Below are 17,512 nucleotides of genomic sequence, written 5' to 3'. Positions count from 1 at the left end.
CCGCAAGTGCGGGCGGGCCCCTCCTTCTCCCAGCGGGAGAAGGGATAAGGACGAGTGACATGGGCTACGAAGGCCAGGATTTCAGCGATATCGCAGCCGGCGTCAGCCCGGCATTCGTGGAGACGCTCTACGCCAAGTTCAATGCGGACCCGGCCTCGGTCGAATCCGGTTGGCGCGCGTTCTTCGAGGGTCTCGAAGGTTCCGCGCAGGGCCCGAGCTGGGAGAGCGCCCGCTGGCCGCTCACCACCACGGACGACCTGACTGCCGCGCTCGACCCCACCCAGATGGAGCCCGCGCCCAAGCCCGCCAAGGGCGGCAAGCCGGCCCCCGCAGCAGCAGCGCCCGCGCCCGTCTCCAAGGAAGAGATCGCCAAGGCCGCAGCCGACGCGATCCGCGCGCAGCTGCTCGTCCGCACCTACCGCGTCCGCGGTCACCTCGCCGCCAATCTCGATCCGCTCGGCCTGTCGAAGCGCGAGATGCCCGAGGATCTGAAGACCGAATATCATGGCTTCTCCGACGCCGACATCGACCGGAAGGTCTATCTTGGCGGCACGATGGGCTTCGAGTGGGTCTCGATCCGCGAGCTCGTCGACACGTTGCGCAAGAATTACTGCGGCAATGTCGGCCTCGAATACATGCACATCTCCGACGTCGAGGAGCGCCGCTTCCTCCAGGAGCGCATGGAGGGCCAGGACAAGGCGATCGAATTCTCCACCGACGGCAAGAAGGCGATCCTCACCAAGGTGATCCAGGCCGAGCAGTGGGAGAAATTCCTCGGCAAGAAATATGTCGGCACGAAGCGTTTCGGGCTCGACGGCGGCGAATCGATGATCCCCGCGCTTGAGAGCGTGATCAAGTATGGCGGCCAGATGGGCGTGCGCGAGCTCGTCATCGGCATGGCGCATCGTGGTCGTCTCAACGTGCTGGCGAACGTGATGGCCAAGCCGTTGCGCGTGATCTTCCACGAATTCGCCGGCGGATCGGCCAACCCCGATGACATCGGCGGTTCGGGCGACGTGAAGTATCACCTCGGCACCAGCACCGATCGCGAGTTCGATGGCCACAAGGTTCACATGAGCCTGGTCGCCAACCCGTCGCATCTCGAAGCCGCCGACCCCGTCGTGCTCGGCAAGACGCGCGCGATCCAGACGCTCAACAACGACCTTAAGGATCACGTGGCGAGCTTGCCCGTGCTGATCCACGGTGACGCGGCGTTCGCGGGGCAGGGGATCGTCTGGGAGTGCCTCGGCTTCTCGGGCATCCGCGGCTACAACACCGGCGGCTGCGTCCATTTCATCATCAACAACCAAGTCGGCTTCACGACCTCGCCGCAGTTCGCGCGCTCGTCGCCTTACCCGTCGGACGTTGCCAAGGGCGTCCAGGCGCCGGTCTTCCACGTCAACGGCGACGATCCCGAGGCGGTCACCTTCGCGACCAAGATGGCGATGGAATTCCGCCAGAAGTTCCACCGCGACATCGTCATCGACATGTGGTGCTATCGCCGCTTCGGCCACAACGAAGGCGACGAGCCGTCCTTCACGCAGCCACTGATGTACGACATCATCCGCAAGCACCCCGGCGTCTCGTCGGTGTACGGCGATCGCCTGATCAAGGAAGGCGTGATCGACCAGCCCTGGATCGACGAGAATGTGAAGCAGTTCACGCTCCGTCTCGAGGGTGAGTTCGAGGCCGGGTCGTCGTACAAGCCCAACAAGGCGGACTGGTTTGGCGGTCGCTGGACCGGCCTCAGCGCGCCGACCGATGGCGCGTCGGCTCGTCGGAACGTCGAGACCGGTCTCAGCCAGAAGCTGTTCGACTCGCTCGGCCGCACGCTGACTACGGTCCCCGACAGCGTGAAGATCCACAAGACGCTCAACCGCGTGATCGATGCCAAGCGCGAGATGTTCAAGTCGGGCAAGGGGTTCGACTGGGCGACGGGCGAGGCGCTCGCGTTCGGCGGTCTGCTCTCGGAAGGGTACGGCGTCCGCCTGTCCGGCCAGGATTCGGGTCGCGGCACCTTCTCGCAGCGCCATGCGGTCTGGGTCGACCAGACCGACGAGCACAAGTACGTGCCGTTGCAGGAAATCGAGCACGGTCGTTTCGAGGTACTCGACAGCCCGCTCAGCGAATACGGCGTGCTCGGGTTCGAGTATGGCTACGCGCTCGCCGACCCGAAGACGCTGGTCCTCTGGGAGGCGCAGTTCGGCGATTTCGTCAACGGCGCGCAGATCATGATCGATCAGTTCATCACGTCCGGCGAGTCGAAGTGGCTTCGCGCCAACGGCCTCGTAATGCTGCTTCCGCACGGCTATGAAGGGCAAGGGCCGGAGCATAGCTCGGCGCGTCCCGAGCGCTTCCTGCAATCGTGCGCGGACGACAACATCCAGGTTGCGAACTGCACCAGCCCGGCGAACTATTTCCACCTGCTTCGCCGGCAGATGCACCGCAACTTCCGCAAGCCGCTGATCGTGATGACGCCGAAGTCGTTGCTGCGGCACAAGCTGGCCGTCTCGAACGCCGAGGATTTCCAAGGCGACAGCCACTTCCGCCGCCTGTTGTCGGATACCAATCCGGCCGCCGACGTCGATACGAAGCGTCTGGTCCTGTGCACCGGCAAGGTCGCGTACGACCTGATCGAGGCACGCGATGCGGCGGGCGACACCGACACGCAGATCGTCCGCGTCGAACAGCTCTATCCCTTCCCCGGCAACCCGATCGCCGAGCGCGTCGCACGGATGCCGAACCTGGAGGAGATCGTCTGGGCGCAGGAAGAGCCGAAGAACAACGGTTATTGGTTCTTCGTCGAGCCGCTGATCGAGGAGGCGCTGGCAACGGTCGATTCCCGCGTGAAGCGTGCGCGCTACGCCGGGCGCAACGCCTCGGCCTCGCCCGCGACCGGTCTGATGAAGCGTCACCAGGCCGAACAGGGCGCGCTCGTCGCCGACGCGCTCGGCCACTCCGTCCGCGACGAAATCCGCCGCACCCGCGCAAACTAAGTTTTTCTACCACCCCGGCGTAGGCCGAGGCCCAGTCGGGATGGTAGATGTAATTGAGCGAAACGCCGGCCACTCAGCGTTTCGTAACTGGACCCCGGCCTACGCCGGGGTGGAGGAAACGAGAAAAATGGCAACCGAAGTCACCGTCCCCGTCCTGGGTGAATCGATCACCGAAGCCACCCTCGGCGAATGGCTGAAGCAGCCCGGCGACCCCGTCGCGGTCGACGAGCCGATCGCCAGCCTCGAGACTGACAAGGTCTCGGTCGAGGTCCCGTCGCCGGTCGCCGGCGTCATGGGCCAGCATGCGGTCGCCGTCGGCGACACCGTGCAGGTCGGCGCGATGCTCGCCACGATCGATGCCGGTGATGGCGCCGCCGCGTCGGACCCTGCGCCCGCGCCCGCCGCAACCGCTACGCCAGCCGCACCGGCGAAGGACGAGTCCGGAGCAGGTTACGGCGACCAGCCCGGCGCTGGCACCAGCGACTCCCCCGCCGCGCTCTCCCCGTCGGTCCGCCGCGCGGTCCTCGAGCACGGCGTCGACCCCGGCACCGTCAAGGGCACCGGCCGCGACGGTCGCATCACCAAGGAAGACGTGACCGCCGCCGCGTCGAGCAAGCCAGCGCCTGCCGCCGCCGCCGCACCTGCTCCGGCCGCAGCTCCCGCCGCCGCATCCGGCCGCGGCGAAGAACGCGTCCGCATGACGCGCCTCCGCCAGACGATCGCCAAGCGCCTCAAGGAAGCGCAGAACACGGCGGCCATGCTCACGACGTTCAACGACGTCGACATGACCGCGGTGATCGAGGCGCGCGCCAAGTACAAGGACCTGTTCGAGAAGAAGCACGGCGTTCGCCTCGGCTTCATGGGCTTCTTCGTGAAGGCCGCGACGATGGCGCTGCGCGATATCCCGTCGGTCAACGCATCGATCGACGGCGACGACATCGTCTATCACGATTACGCCGACATCTCGGTCGCGGTCTCGTCGCCGGGCGGCCTCGTCGTCCCCGTGATCCGCGATGCCGACCAGATGTCGGTCGCGACGATCGAGAAGACGATCGGCGACTTCGGCAAGCGCGCCAAGGAAGGCGCGCTCAAGATGGACGAGATGAAGGGCGGCACCTTCACGATCTCGAACGGCGGCGTGTTCGGCTCGCTGATGTCGACCCCGATCATTAACCCGCCGCAGTCCGCCGTGCTCGGTCTCCACCGCATCGAGGAGCGCCCGGTCGTCGTCAACGGCCAGATCGTCATCCGCCCGATGATGTACCTCGCGCTCAGCTACGACCACCGCCTGATCGACGGCCGCGAAGCCGTGACGTTCCTGGTGGCGCTGAAAAATGCTATCGAGGATCCGACCCGTATCCTGATCGACCTGTGAGGTAGCGATGAACTGGCGCGACCATATCCATTCGGACCCTGAAATCCTGGGCGGCAAGCCCGTGGTGAAGGGGACGCGGATATCGGTCGAGCTGATCCTCGAATATTTCGCGGAAGGGGCATCCTTTGAGCAGATCCTCGAAGCGTATGACCACATTACGGAAGCCGATATCCGAGCCGCGGTCGCTTTTACACACGATTTGCTTGTGAAGGAATCGTCCGCGGCTCGCCGGGAAGCAGCCTGATCGGTGCGGTTTCTCGCCGACGAGAACATGCACAAGGGCGTTGTGATGCGCCTTCGGGCTGCTGCTCTCGACGTAGAATGGATCAGTCACTCGACTCCCGGGGTGAGCGACCGGCATATTCTTCTGAGACCGGACATCGGGCAACACGTGTTGATTACAGGCGACAGCGATTTTGGCGACCTGATCTTCAATGGCGGGATGCCGTCACCGAGCGCCATCTTCTACGTCAGGCTTGCCCATCTGCTGGTCGAACTTACCGCCGATCGTCTCCTCGCGTTGGTTGAACGCGGTGGCTTCGAAGGCCACATCATTACCATAACCAAGGACGGCGAACGCAGGAAGCCGTTCCCCGCTGGAGCATACCATGGCTGACTACGACTATGACGTCCTCGTGATCGGTGCGGGCCCCGGCGGTTACGTCGCGGCGATCCGTGCAGCGCAGCTCGGCCTGCGCACCGCCTGCGCCGAGAGCCGCGAGACGCTCGGCGGCACCTGCCTCAACGTCGGCTGCATCCCGTCCAAGGCACTGCTCCACGCCTCCGAGATCTACGAGGAGGCCAAGGGCGGCCACCTCACCAAGTTCGGCATCGACTTCCAGGGCGTCACCCTGAACCTCGACCAGATGCACGCCGAGAAGGCCAAGGCCGTCAAGGAGCTGACCGGCGGCGTTGAATTCCTGTTCAAGAAGAACAAGGTCACCTGGCTCAAGGGCAAGGCCGCGTTCCAGGACGCGCACACCGTCGAGATCGCCGGTCAGAAGGTCACCGCGAAGAACATCGTCATCGCCACCGGTTCGTCGGTCATGCCGCTCCCCGGCGTCGAAGTCGACCAGAAGACCGTCGTTGACAGCACCGGCGCGCTCGAGATCCCCAAGGTCCCCGAGCACATGGTCGTCATCGGCGGCGGCGTGATCGGCCTCGAGCTGGGCAGCGTCTGGCGTCGTCTCGGCGCGAAGGTCACGGTCGTCGAGTTCGTCGACCAGATCCTCCCCGGCTTCGACGGCGAAGTCCGCCGCGAGACCGCCAAGCTCTTCAAGAAGCAGGGCATGGAGCTCAAGCTCTCGACCAAGGTCACCGGCGTAACGGTCGACAACGGCGTCGCGACCGTCACCGTCGAGCCCGCCGCGGGAGGCGCGTCCGAGACGCTGACCGCCGACGCGGTGCTCGTCTCGATCGGGCGGAAAGCGAACGTCGACGGCCTCAACCTCGAAGCCATCGGCCTCGAACTCAACAAGCGCGGCCAGATCGAAACCGACCATTCGTTCCGTACCAAGGTCGACGGCGTCTGGGCGATCGGCGACTGCATTCCCGGCCTGATGCTCGCGCACAAGGCCGAGGACGAGGGCGTCGCGGTCGCGGAAAACATCGCCGGCCAGACCGGCATCGTCAACGAGGACGTCATCCCGAGCGTCGTCTACACGATGCCCGAGATCGCTGGCGTCGGCCTCACCGAAGAGGCCGCGCGCGACAAGACCGAGATCAAGGTCGGCAAGTTCCCGTTCGCCGCGAACAGCCGCGCCAAAACCAACCGCGACACCGACGGCTTCGTGAAGATCATCGCCGACGCCAAGACCGACCGCGTCCTCGGCGTCTGGATCGTCTCTTCGCTAGCGGGAACGCTGATCGCCGAAGCTGCCATTGCGATGGAATTCGGCGCGACCAGCGAGGACATCGCCTACACGTGCCACGCGCATCCCACGCATGCCGAGGCGATCAAGGAAGCGGCGATGGCTGTACAGGGCAAGCCGATACACATCTGAGTACGACCGCGCAAAGGCCGTAGCGCAAGCTACGGCCGAGCACCCGGCGGTCGGACCGGCCGGCGCGGCCAGAAGCCGCGTCCGACGACAGGGGCTTTGCCCCTGTCCGGCCAAACCCATCGACATGCGAGTACGACCGCGCGAAGGTCGTAGCGCAAGCTACGACCGAGCACCCGCGGTCGGACCAGTCGGCGCGACGAAACGCCACGTCCGACGACAGGGACTCTGCCCCTGTCTGGCCAAGCCCATCCACATCCGGATACGACCGCGCGAAGGTCGTGGCGTAAAGCGACGGCTAAGCCTCTGCGGCCGCACGGCCAAAGCCGCGTCCGACGACTTGCCCGTTGCCCCGTCCGCCAACCCGATCGACCCTCGCGTTGCAAAGCGAAACCGCGCGCCACTGCCGAACCCGTGTTGTCGGATCGGACACCCCCGGTCGTCATTGTACGTCGCGCCATGGACGCGAAGGCCTTCGCTACCGCCGGTCGATCGCTAGTCCTATCCACGAACCAAAAACGCGAGGCCATTTCACAGCATTCCCGACGATGCCTGCGAGGCAAGCCCCGGGCCAAAGTCTAATCGACGTCGATCCGCGCTGCGGAGAACCGCACATTCGTCTTCGCCGTGATCCGCTTGCTGGCCTCGGCAACGACCGAGCCGGTAAGGCCGGTCGTCGGCTCGATGATCAACTGCGCGTTGGTTGCGCTTCCCAGTACCGCCAGCGCCTCGGTCGCATCGAGCCTGGTTTCGGACGGGGCGATGTGGTCGGACATTCCCGGCATGGCCTCATGCGAAGCGTCGCTGGACCCATCATGATGCGGCGCGGTCGCGTTGAAGAAGTTGATCACGCCGACAAGCGCCCGTCGTCCGCCCGTACCGCGCAGATACACCGCGTACAGCGTGCGCGGGATATCGTCGAACGTCAGCCCTTCGATGACCAGCGTCGCACGCTGCCCGGTCTTTGCCGGGGCATTGAACGCCAGCAGCGAAGGACGGGCATCCGGCGCGATGCGCAGCGGTATCGTCGTGGTACCGCGCTTCAGCGAAACCGGGCCGGTAAGCGGGATCGATCGCATCGGTCGCAGGCTTTCGATCGCAGCGGTGAGCAGCCCGGGCGAAGGACACCCGCCGCCGCCGCTATAGCTGTAGTTCAATTGCGCCGTCGTCAGCATGTCGCCGACCTTGCGCTGGACGAGATCGCCGTTGCCCGCGATGAAATTAAACTGTCGGGCAAGCTGCCCCGGATCGTTCGGCAGGCGGGCGGCGGGCGCCATGCGCAGCCAGCATTCGTACAATCGGTCGAGATTGGCGTGATGGCTGTAGAAGATCGGATCGTTCCCGGCGGTCGGGACATAGCCCATATAGCCGCTGGGGCAGCTGACGACGCCGGTGGCGCAATGCACTGCGCCGTGCGGTGTCTGCTCCAGCGCCTTGTCGAACGGCACATAGCTGGTCTGTCGCATGGCCAAGGCGGCGGAGGTCACGGATGGCGCCAGCGCCTGCGACCCATTGGCCAGCTGCGCCTGCCGGCTCGCGACATAAAGCGGGTTTGCTACCGTCGCACCGCCGGCCGCCACATAACTCGCCACGCGGTACGCGGTGGGAATATGGCCGTCGGTCTCATAGTCCCAGAACGGCAGCCGCACGTTCGGATCGCCCGCCGCCGCGGCCAGGACCTGCTCGAAATAATAGAGGTACATCCGGTGCCAGGTCAGGAACTGGATGGTACCGTGCTGACAGGTGCACCAGGTCGCCTTCTCATCGATCGAATTGGGAAGCTGCGTCGTCAGTCCGGCCATGCCGGGGTAGCTCAATCCCGATTTCGGCGAGCAGACGATCGGCGACGTATCGGTCGGTCCGACGAAACTGTGCATGTTTGCCCAATAGAGCAGGCTGCGCTTGAAATCGGCACTGCCGCGAGGCGCCCGGTTCCAGGCGATCATCTGCGCGATACCGCGGCGCAGGCTGACCAGTTCCGCCGGGCTGAGCGCGGTAATGGACTTGCGGACGGTGTTAACGGCGGGGTTGATGGCCGGGCCGGGTTGCTGCGCGAGGTCGTCGTTCGTCCCACGCGTTGCCGTGGCCAAAGCCGGCGCCATGGCCGCGCCCGCGGCAAGGCGCAGGTTCGTCGTCGCACGCTGCCAGTATCGCGCATCGGCCGCCCGTTGGCTTGCCGCCGTGGCATCCGCCCCGCGCACCGCACCAGGCGAGGCGAGCGCAGGTATCGCCGAGGTGGCGCACAGCAGCACGATAGCGAGGCATAGGGGTTTCATGACGATGACCCTCCGAAAGACCGGCAACAGCATACGCGATACATGACCGCCGCGGACCGGCGTTCGTTGCTACGCTATGCGGCGGAGCCTCCGGTGTCGCACGCAACTGCGTCCGTTATGGACGCTTGGATGCGACACCCGGTCTTTGGCGGCCGGCGAGGCTCAGCCGCCCGGAGTCTTCGGCTTGCCGAACCCCGCGAACAGTCGCTCGAGCCCGACGGTCACCGAATCCAGCACTTTCGCCATTTCGGGCGGCAGGGCGACGGCATCGCTACGCGGCGGCTCCGGCGTCTCACCGGCGAACGGCCCGGTCGAACCCTCCGCACCGTCGGGCTTCGGCGAAGCCGAAGGTTCGGGCGGGGCAGGGGGAGCGGGCGGCGCCGGTGGCGGCGTCGGCCGCGCCCCCGCAGGCTTCGCATCATGCCGCGCAATCGCACCCGCCGCGGCCATCAGCCCGGCGGCGATCATCTGCCGTCCGATCGGCGTTCCCATCTGCCGCGCGACTGCTGCCGCGATCCCCGCCAACGGCGCCGCACCATCATGTTTGCCATGCGAGTGCTTGGCGTGGGCGTGCTTGGTGTCGGCGTGCCGGGATTCTCCGTGCTTCGAGTCCGCATGGTCGTGCCGCTCGCCGGCGCCCCACGCGCCCGCGCTTGCCGCCTGTTCGGCCTCGCGTTCGCGCCGTTTCCGCTCGTCCTTCTTCTTGCCCATGTCGCTCTCCAGCACTGTATTGCCAATCCAATACACCATGTAAGTATCGGCACGACCGTGGACAATGCCCCCTTTCGTTCGGCGCCCGCGTTACCCATCTTCGGGATCGACGACACGGCGTTGCGCAAGGCTTGCCGCACCCGAACAAATATGGAACAGACCGCCTTATGCTGACCAAGATTTCCGTACGCGGCGCGCGCGAGCACAACCTCAAGGACGTCGACATCGACATCCCCCGCGACACGCTCACGGTGATCACCGGCCTCTCCGGCTCGGGCAAGTCGAGCCTCGCGTTCGACACGATCTACGCCGAGGGGCAGCGCCGCTACGTCGAGAGCCTGTCCGCCTACGCCCGCCAGTTCCTCGAACTGATGCAGAAGCCCGACGTCGACCATATCGAGGGCCTCTCGCCCGCAATTTCGATCGAGCAGAAGACGACGTCGCGCAACCCGCGCTCGACCGTCGCCACCGTCACCGAAATCTACGATTACATGCGCCTGCTCTGGGCGCGCGTCGGCATCCCCTACTCGCCCGCCACCGGCGAACCCATTGCCGCGCAGACTGTCAGCCAGATGGTCGACCGCGTCATGGCGCTCCCCGAAGGCACGCGCCTGTACCTGCTCGCCCCCGTCGTCCGCGGCCGGAAAGGCGAGTACCGCAAGGAACTCGCCGAGTGGCAGAAGGCGGGTTTCGCGCGCGTCCGCATCGACGGCGAGATTTACGACATCGACGAAGCCCCCGCGCTCGACAAGAAATACAAGCACGACATCGAAGTCGTCGTCGATCGCTTGGTCGTGGGCGGCGAAATCGCCACGCGCTTGGCCGAGAGCTTCGAAACCGCACTTAAGCTCGCCGACGGCCTCGCCTATGTCGACCCCGCCGACCCGGTCGAACCGCACACGCCAAAGTCCGAGATCCTCGGCAACAACGCCCCCGACGGCCGCATCGTGTTCAGCGAGAAGTTCGCCTGCCCGGTCAGCGGCTTCACCATCTCCGAGATCGAGCCGCGCCTGTTCTCGTTCAACGCTCCCCAGGGCGCGTGCCCGGCCTGCGACGGCCTCGGCGAGAAATTGCTGTTCGACGAAGACCTCGTCGTCCCCAACCACATGCTCAGCATCAAGAAGGGCGCGGTCGTCCCCTGGGCGAAATCCAACCCTCCGAGCCCGTATTACATGCAGGTCCTCGGCAGCCTTGCGCGCGAATTCAAGTTCGACATCGAGACCCCCTGGTCCGACCTCCCGCCGGAGGTCCAGAGCACGATCCTGCATGGCTCGAAGGGCAAGCCGGTCACGCTCACCTTCATCGACGGCAAGAAGAAATACGACGTCTCCAAGCCGTTCGAAGGCGTCATCGGCAACCTCAACCGCCGCATGCTCCAGACCGACTCCGCCTGGATGCGCGAGGAGCTGAGCAAGTACCAGTCCGCCGCCCCCTGCGAAGTCTGCGGCGGCGCGCGCCTGAAGCCCGAAGCACTCGCGGTCAAGATCGCGATGAAGGACATCTCCTACGCCACGCATCTCTCGGTGGTCGACGCGCTCCAGTTCTTCACCGACATGCCGCAGCATCTCGGCGACCAGCAGAACGCGATCGCCGAACGCATCCTCAAGGAGATCGTCGAGCGGCTCGGCTTCCTCAACAACGTCGGCCTGGATTACCTCAACCTCGATCGCACCTCCGGCACGCTCAGCGGCGGCGAAAGCCAGCGCATCCGCCTCGCGTCGCAGATCGGCAGCGGCCTGTCCGGCGTGCTCTACGTCCTCGACGAGCCCTCGATCGGCCTGCACCAGCGCGACAACGACATGCTCCTCAAGACGCTCCGCCGTCTGCGCGATCTCGGCAACACCGTGCTCGTCGTCGAGCATGACGAGGACGCGATCCGCACCGCCGACTACATCATCGACATGGGCCCCGGCGCCGGCGTCCGCGGCGGCCAGGTCGTCGCGCAGGGCACGCTGAAGCAGATCCTCAAGTCGAAGGGCAGCATCACCGCCGACTATCTCAACGGCACGCGCGAAGTGCCGGTCCCGGCAACACGGCGCAAGGGCAACGGCAAGAAGCTCACCGTCCACAACGCGGTCGCCAACAACCTGCGCGGCGTCACCGCCAGCCTGCCGCTCGGCACCTTCACCTGCATCACCGGCGTCTCCGGCTCGGGCAAGTCGAGCTTCACGATCGACACGCTCTACGCCGCCGCCGCGCGCGAGCTGAACGGCGCGCGCATCGTCCAGGGCAAGCACGACAAGATCACCGGCCTCCAGTATCTCGACAAGGTCATCGACATCGACCAGTCGCCGATCGGCCGCACCCCGCGCAGCAACCCCGCCACCTACACCGGCAGCTTCACGCAGATCCGCGACTGGTTCGCCGGCCTGCCGGAATCGCAGGCGCGCGGCTACAAGCCCGGCCGTTTCAGCTTCAACGTCAAGGGCGGCCGCTGCGAGGCGTGCCAGGGCGACGGCGTGCTCAAGATCGAGATGCACTTCCTCCCCGACGTCTACGTCACCTGCGACGTCTGCCACGGCGCGCGCTACAATCGCGAGACGCTCGAAGTGAAGTTCAAGGGGCATTCGATCGCCGACGTGCTCGACATGACGGTCGAGGACGCCGCCGAGTTCTTCAAGGCGGTCCCCCCGATCCGCGACAAGATGGCGATGCTGGTCGAGGTCGGCCTCGGCTACGTCAAGGTCGGCCAGCAGGCGACGACGCTCTCGGGCGGCGAAGCGCAACGCGTCAAGCTCGCCAAGGAACTCTCGCGACGCGCCACCGGCAACACGCTGTATATCCTAGACGAACCCACCACCGGGCTCCACTTCGAGGACGTGCGGAAATTGTTGGAAGTCCTCCACGCGCTGGTCGAGCAAGGCAACACGGTCGTCGTGATCGAACACAATCTCGACGTCATCAAAACCGCCGACTGGGTCCTCGACCTAGGCCCCGAAGGCGGCGTCAAGGGCGGCGAGATCGTCGCCGAAGGCACGCCGGAGAAGGTGGCGAAGGCCAAGGGCAGCTTCACGGGGAAGTATCTGGCGCCGTTGCTGGAGAAGCGCGGAACCGCTACGATGGTTGCTACAGAATAAAAGTGGGGAGCTTTGAATGGCTGACGAGGGGCAAGTAGCACGGAAAGTTTTTTTCTATCGGATAGAGCATTTCTCGGACGTCAAGGCTCTGCTTCCCGAGACAGCTAGCCGAATTGGTCGTTTAGAATTTCACGATCAAGGCCGATATCAACAGGACCTATCTGAGAATGTGCTGCTGTCAGTTTACCCCGATACCGTCAGCTATCCAATCAAGCTCAGGTTCGGCAGAACAAGGAGGGACATGCTGCCGGATGTTGAGAAGGACGGTGTGCTAGGGACACTTTCCCTTGATGATAATGCGGGCCTGATCGACGTGGGCCACATTGTAATATTTGATGATGGGCATGTAGCCGTTGAGTCGAACAGAGATGCCCCAAAGATCAGTAAGCTCGGCGATTATCTATTTCTGAAGGGGCAAAACCTTCCAACATCGCCAAAATTTCTCGCCCTTTTTGAAAGGGATATCGTTGAGGTCTTGGAAGATTTAGATCGTGTTCGACTTATCGAACTCGATATCCCGCCGGATATGAGTGAGCTTATCCGCACTGCCGACAACCATCTTGCAGATGCAATAAAATCGGCTGAGCGCGCGGGAAGCAGTGAGAAGGTCGTGTTAGACCTTGTTGCGAATTCGTCGTCTGAGGCACGTCTCAAAATATTGGCTCGCAGACTAGCTCAGTTGGTTAAAGGGAACCCGTCTGAAAGGCATAGATTTAACTCGCTCAGGGTTAGCGGCTTCTCCGACGGATCGAAACCTCGAAAGTTTGTTGATATTCTTGAGGAGAAGCTCGTTTCCGTAGAGATATTTGCTAGGAAATCTGCAAAATCGAGAAGTTTAAATAGTGATGAGGCGTTCCGAGTCATCGAACGTGCATACGATGCAAAAAAATCGAGGCTCTCTGCCGCTGCCGCTGGAAACCCATTGTGGGACTAGGGCTCTATCTTAACAATAGGCGCCCAATGGATCTGGCCCTATCGTTAGCAGTAGTAGCTTTATGTCTTTATTTTCCAGAAAAATGGTCTCCCTTCTGCTGGGTTGTTCAAGGCGACATATCGACGGTATGTTTGTCGCTGTTCGGAACGGCCGCAACGCTGCTTGGCTTCGTTATCGCTGCTGCGACATTTTTGGCTGCTCATGTTCAAGCCGACGAATTTAGTATTCTTCGAAATTCCAAGTCGTTTTCGCAGCTTATTGAGATATTCGGATCTGCGGTATGGCGGTTGGCATTCATGATGATAGCATCGGTAATTGCATCTAGGTGCCAAGGGCAATCCTTGCAGGCTGCCAACATAATTACACTATTCTCGTCGTGTTATGCAGGCCCCGCTCTTATTATGCTTATCTGGGCGACGATGGGTATTCTCAAAATTCGACCGCTGAGTCATCGTTGATCTTGTCAATTTTGATGCTGGTCGAAGAAATTTGGTTTTTCGCTTTAGGCAGGTAATATATCGACATGCCCGCCTTAACCCCCATCGAGTCGGAGTTCGCTACCAGCGAAGAAGCCGCCGCGTATGACGCATGGTTCCGCGCCAAGGTCGAGCGTGCAATGGCATCGGACACACCCAGCATTCCACACGCTGAAGTGATGGCAATGGCGCAGGCTATCCTCGACAAACACAAGCCGCGTTGACGCTTCCGCTCGTCTGGACGGACGATGCGTCGGGCGACCTACTGAACATTCTCGATTATATCGGCGCGCGGAATTTTGCGGCCGCAGAGCGGTTGAACGCCGCGATTGTGCATGCAGCAGAGAACCTGCCCGATCATCCTTACCTCTATCGCTCCGGAAGGTTGGCCGGAACCCGCGAGGCGGTGGTCCATCCAAACTACCTGCTGGTTTACCGGGTCACCGAGACGATCGAGATCCTCGCCGTCCTCCACGCTCGCCAGCAATATCCTTGAAGCCCTGCAGCCGTCATTGTTGCCCGGACGCATCTTGGGCGGCAACGCAAAGCGGAACCCCTGCCACCGACCGTCCGTTTCCGAGGTTGCATCAAAGGACTTTCCCATGACCAAGCCTCACCCGCACAAGCCCGTCCCCAGCCCCAAGCCAAACGCCAAGACGTTCGGCACCAACGCGCTGTCGATCGGGGCCGCGGCGATCGGCCTCGGGGGTGCGTTGCTGGCGGTGTTCCTGCGCTCGAAGGCCAACCCCGCCGAGCATGCCGCGCCCGATCTAGCGCTCGACAAGCCCCGCCCGGGTGCGACCGATCGCGCGCCGGACGCCTTCCGCCCCGATCCCACCGCGGTCCCCACCAAGGCCGAGCGCGAGTCGCTCCGCCCCGCCACCGGCCCGGCCCCGTCGTTCGCCGCGGATCGCGGTTCGACGCTCGGCTGACGCGCCTCCCTGATCCTCCCCCGCAAGGGGGAGGTGGCTGGCGCTTGCCAGACGGAGGGGGAGGGAGCGATCACCTTCGTTGCGTGTCCTCCCCCTCCGTCACCTGCGGTGCCACCTCCCCCTTGCGGGGGAGGATCAGAAGAGCCGGACGGTCCAAGCTGATCCCGACGCCACCACCCCCGCTCCGTCACCCCGGACCGGTTCCGGGGTCCACGGTCCCCCGGAACTCCATAGCGGCGGCCGTGCGGAACGGCGGAGAACGGAACAAGGCTCTTCTGAGCAAAGTCGAAGGGTCCGACATGACGGGGGAGGGCATAACCTCCACCTTCGTTCTCCTGCGAAGGCAGGAGCCCAGGATCAAGCAGGACAGCGATCGTGGCTCCTGGGCCCCCGCGTTCGTGGGGGAACAAGGCCGCCGCCCTAGCCGCCAACGCATCCCGCCCCCCCCGAAACCGCTGTCCTACACACCCCAATCCGGCATACCTGATCGGTCCTCTCTCAGGCGAGGATCAATCATGGCGAACGCACCCACCCCGGCCGACCCGCCGTCATGCTACATCGCAACGCGCGCCACGCCCGCCCCCCGGCCACGGTACGAACCCCCGATCCCCGACCATCTCCCCGACGCGGTCCGCCACGTCATGGCTTGGCAAGCGCATGTCGACGCCGGCCGCATCGGCACCCGCATCCCCGTATCGCCCGAGATCGCCGCCAACCGCGACCGCTGGACCGCGCTCGCCCGGACCATGCGCAAGTGACCGCCGCTCTCCAGGAGCCCGGCCTCGATCAAGCCACCGAGCAAGCCGGCGAATCCGACACCCCCTCGCAAACCGCCCCCGATCACCCCGCACCCTCGCAAGCCGACTCCGCCGCGCCAACCGATAACGCCCCGCGCACCTACATCCCAGCCACCCCGACCCGCTACACCCAGCGCAGCGACGGCTGGACCCCGGATCGCCAGCGCGGCTTCCTCGAACGCATCGCCGAGGGCGCAACCGTCGACGAAGCCAGCGCCAGCGTCGGCCTCTCGCCCGGTGCCGCCTACACGCTGCGTCGCCGCGCGGCAGGCGCAGCGTTCGCGCTCGGCTGGGACGCCGCCAAGCTGGTCGCGCGGCCGATCGTCGCCGAGACGCTGTTCCTCCGCGCGATCGCCGGCCAGACCGAGCGCGTCACCAGGCCCGACGGCGAAGTGATCGAGCGCCACCGCTACGACAACCGCCTCGCCATGTCCTTGCTCAACCGGCTCGATCGTCCCCTCGCTGCTCGCAGCGATACTGCGAATGGGCCGACGCCACCGAGACCGCCAATGCCGCCACCCGCATGGTCGCCGCCGAATTCGACGCCTTCCTCGACATCATCGCGCGCGACGCCGGCCCCGCCCGCGCCGGCCTGTTCCTCGGCGAACGTCTCGATGCCGACGCCATACAGGCGGGGGCGGGCGCGGGGCCAGGAACGGGATCAGCCCCGAGCGCAGCCGAAGCGGCGATGGCGCCGATCCTCGCACTCGCCCGCGCTGACCGCTGGCTGCGCAGCGCCGCCGGCGTGGCCTCCGGGATCGACGTCACCGATCTCGATCCCGCCGCCCGCGCCGACTGGACCGCCGAGCAATGGTCACGCGCCGAAGCCGCCGGACTGCTGCAACTGGCGCCGGACCCCGCGCCCGAACCGGCACCCGATCCAGCGCTTGATCCGGACCTGAAGCCCGCTGTCGAAAGCGCGCCAGCGTCTGCACTTCCTGTACTTTACTTTGACCAGGATGGTCGCGACGGCGATCATCCGGTCTGGTTCGACTCCATTTCGCAGGGCTGGCGGACCTGTTTTCCGCCGCCGGATCCGTATTTCAACACCGAAGACGGCCTGTTCGGCGAAGACGCGTACAGCCGGGAGTGTTCGGACGAGGAGGCGATCATCCTCGACGCGCCACGCGACCGCGAGATCGCCGAGCGGACGATCACCGAGGGCGTCGACCGCGATACATGGTTCGTCGCCTATGCGATCGACGGCGGTCTCGTCGACGAAGCGGGCGCCGAGGCGGCCGGCGCCACCGACGCGGACCGCATCGCCACGTTGGCGGCGAGTTTCGATCCTCTCGGCTGCGACGAACCGGTCGCACCGGCGCCCGGCGCGCGCGCGGGTCTCGATCCCGGCCAGCCGCAGCGCCCGGACGTTCCGTCGCCCCCGGTCGCGGCGCCTGCACCCAAATCCCCGATCGGGCGTTCTCCCGCCGTCAGACTCTTATACGACAGGGACCCCCATGAGCATCTTCAGCAAGATCAAGTCCGCAATCTTCGGTGAGAAGGGCCCGCTCGGCAGCGGCCATTTCGGTACCCCCAAGGCCGACGCACCCGCTCCCGCGCCGCAGACCACTGCCGCACAGCCCGCGCCGACGCCAACGCCCGCCGCTCCGACTTCGCAGGCCGCGCCCGCAGCGCCCGCCCAGGCCGTCGACGTCGAGGCCATCCTCTCGGGCATCGCCTCGAAGAAGGGCTCCGATCTCAACTGGCGCACCTCGATCGTCGACCTGATGAAGCTGCTCGATCTCGATTCGAGCCTCGACAACCGCAAGGAGCTCGCCACCGAGCTCGGCTATACCGGTGCGAAGGACGGCAGCGCGGAGATGAACATGTGGCTGATCAAGGCCGTGATGCGCGAGCTGGAGAAGAACGGCGGCACCGTGCCCGCCAACCTCAAGGACTAACGGTGTTTCGGCGCCGGCAACCAAACCCCGGCGCCGA

Annotated in this window: 16 protein-coding genes; 13 read left to right on the top strand and 3 right to left on the bottom strand. The window is 64.8% G+C overall.

The genetic code is table 11. The features are described 5' to 3' along the window. Nucleotides 1-59: 59 nt before the first annotated feature. From AC3D24_RS07870 to lpdA, 5 genes are all read left to right on the top strand, one after another. The gene (locus AC3D24_RS07870) at nucleotides 60-2,996 is read left to right on the top strand and encodes a 2-oxoglutarate dehydrogenase E1 component (RefSeq protein ID WP_489029602.1); all 2,937 of its coding nucleotides are present in this window, start codon (nucleotides 60-62) and stop codon (nucleotides 2,994-2,996) included. A gap of 127 nt (nucleotides 2,997-3,123) precedes the next feature. Next, nucleotides 3,124-4,371, top strand: coding sequence for a 2-oxoglutarate dehydrogenase complex dihydrolipoyllysine-residue succinyltransferase (gene odhB / locus AC3D24_RS07865; protein WP_489029600.1), 1,248 nt, complete (start codon nucleotides 3,124-3,126; stop codon nucleotides 4,369-4,371). A gap of 7 nt (nucleotides 4,372-4,378) precedes the next feature. Beyond that, on the top strand, nucleotides 4,379-4,615 hold the full coding sequence (locus AC3D24_RS07860) for a DUF433 domain-containing protein (RefSeq protein ID WP_056484551.1): 237 nt from the start codon (nucleotides 4,379-4,381) through the stop codon (nucleotides 4,613-4,615). Between the two features lie 3 nt (nucleotides 4,616-4,618). Further along, on the top strand, nucleotides 4,619-4,987 hold the full coding sequence (locus tag AC3D24_RS07855; protein WP_489029598.1) for a DUF5615 family PIN-like protein: 369 nt from the start codon (nucleotides 4,619-4,621) through the stop codon (nucleotides 4,985-4,987). Further along, nucleotides 4,980-6,374, top strand: coding sequence for a dihydrolipoyl dehydrogenase (lpdA, locus tag AC3D24_RS07850; protein WP_489029597.1), 1,395 nt, complete (start codon nucleotides 4,980-4,982; stop codon nucleotides 6,372-6,374). Before AC3D24_RS07855 ends, lpdA begins: the two co-directional genes overlap by 8 nt. A gap of 575 nt (nucleotides 6,375-6,949) precedes the next feature. Here lpdA and AC3D24_RS07845 read toward each other — a convergent pair. Then, nucleotides 6,950-8,647: a tyrosinase family protein gene (locus AC3D24_RS07845; RefSeq protein WP_489029595.1), complete on the bottom strand. Its 1,698-nt coding sequence runs from the start codon at nucleotides 8,645-8,647 to the stop codon at nucleotides 6,950-6,952. A 162-nt stretch (nucleotides 8,648-8,809) separates the two neighbouring features. Continuing rightward, entirely contained in the window at nucleotides 8,810-9,397 is a 588-nt protein-coding gene (locus AC3D24_RS07840; RefSeq protein ID WP_489029593.1) for a hypothetical protein, read from the bottom strand. 128 nt (nucleotides 9,398-9,525) lie between these two features. On the opposite strand from AC3D24_RS07840, the gene uvrA reads away from it, so the two are divergent. The 6 genes from uvrA (at nucleotide 9,526) to AC3D24_RS07810 (ending at nucleotide 14,777) form a co-directional block, all read left to right on the top strand. After that, nucleotides 9,526-12,435 (top strand): excinuclease ABC subunit UvrA, encoded by a 2,910-nt coding sequence (gene uvrA / locus AC3D24_RS07835; RefSeq protein ID WP_489029591.1) that lies wholly within the window; start codon nucleotides 9,526-9,528, stop codon nucleotides 12,433-12,435. 16 nt (nucleotides 12,436-12,451) lie between these two features. Beyond that, nucleotides 12,452-13,369: a hypothetical protein gene (locus AC3D24_RS07830; RefSeq protein WP_489029589.1), complete on the top strand. Its 918-nt coding sequence runs from the start codon at nucleotides 12,452-12,454 to the stop codon at nucleotides 13,367-13,369. 26 nt (nucleotides 13,370-13,395) lie between these two features. Then, a complete protein-coding gene (locus AC3D24_RS07825) occupies nucleotides 13,396-13,827 on the top strand; it encodes a hypothetical protein (protein ID WP_489029588.1) in 432 nt (143 codons plus the stop codon). Nucleotides 13,828-13,892: 65 nt separating this feature from the next. Next, a complete protein-coding gene (relB, locus tag AC3D24_RS07820; protein ID WP_489029586.1) occupies nucleotides 13,893-14,069 on the top strand; it encodes a type II toxin-antitoxin system RelB family antitoxin in 177 nt (58 codons plus the stop codon). After that, on the top strand, nucleotides 14,066-14,341 hold the full coding sequence (locus AC3D24_RS07815) for a type II toxin-antitoxin system RelE/ParE family toxin (protein ID WP_489029584.1): 276 nt from the start codon (nucleotides 14,066-14,068) through the stop codon (nucleotides 14,339-14,341). Before relB ends, AC3D24_RS07815 begins: the two co-directional genes overlap by 4 nt. A gap of 106 nt (nucleotides 14,342-14,447) precedes the next feature. Beyond that, nucleotides 14,448-14,777 (top strand): hypothetical protein, encoded by a 330-nt coding sequence (locus AC3D24_RS07810; protein ID WP_489029582.1) that lies wholly within the window; start codon nucleotides 14,448-14,450, stop codon nucleotides 14,775-14,777. 553 nt (nucleotides 14,778-15,330) lie between these two features. Here the strand turns inward: AC3D24_RS07810 and AC3D24_RS07805 are convergent. After that, on the bottom strand, nucleotides 15,331-15,981 hold the full coding sequence (locus tag AC3D24_RS07805) for a hypothetical protein (RefSeq protein WP_489029581.1): 651 nt from the start codon (nucleotides 15,979-15,981) through the stop codon (nucleotides 15,331-15,333). Nucleotides 15,982-16,097: 116 nt separating this feature from the next. Here AC3D24_RS07805 and AC3D24_RS07800 point away from each other — a divergent pair, with 116 nt between their 5' ends. Next, complete coding sequence (locus AC3D24_RS07800; RefSeq protein ID WP_489029579.1) at nucleotides 16,098-17,072, top strand: hypothetical protein; 975 nt, start codon at nucleotides 16,098-16,100, stop codon at nucleotides 17,070-17,072. Continuing rightward, nucleotides 17,032-17,475, top strand: a complete 444-nt coding sequence (locus tag AC3D24_RS07795) for a DUF3597 domain-containing protein (protein ID WP_489029577.1) — start codon at nucleotides 17,032-17,034, stop codon at nucleotides 17,473-17,475. Before AC3D24_RS07800 ends, AC3D24_RS07795 begins: the two co-directional genes overlap by 41 nt. Nucleotides 17,476-17,512 lie beyond the last annotated feature (37 nt).

Source organism: Sphingomonas sp. SL1004 (assembly GCF_057815015.1).
The sequence above is the reverse complement of the archived record's forward strand: the minus strand, read 5'-3'. Positions and strand labels throughout refer to the sequence as shown.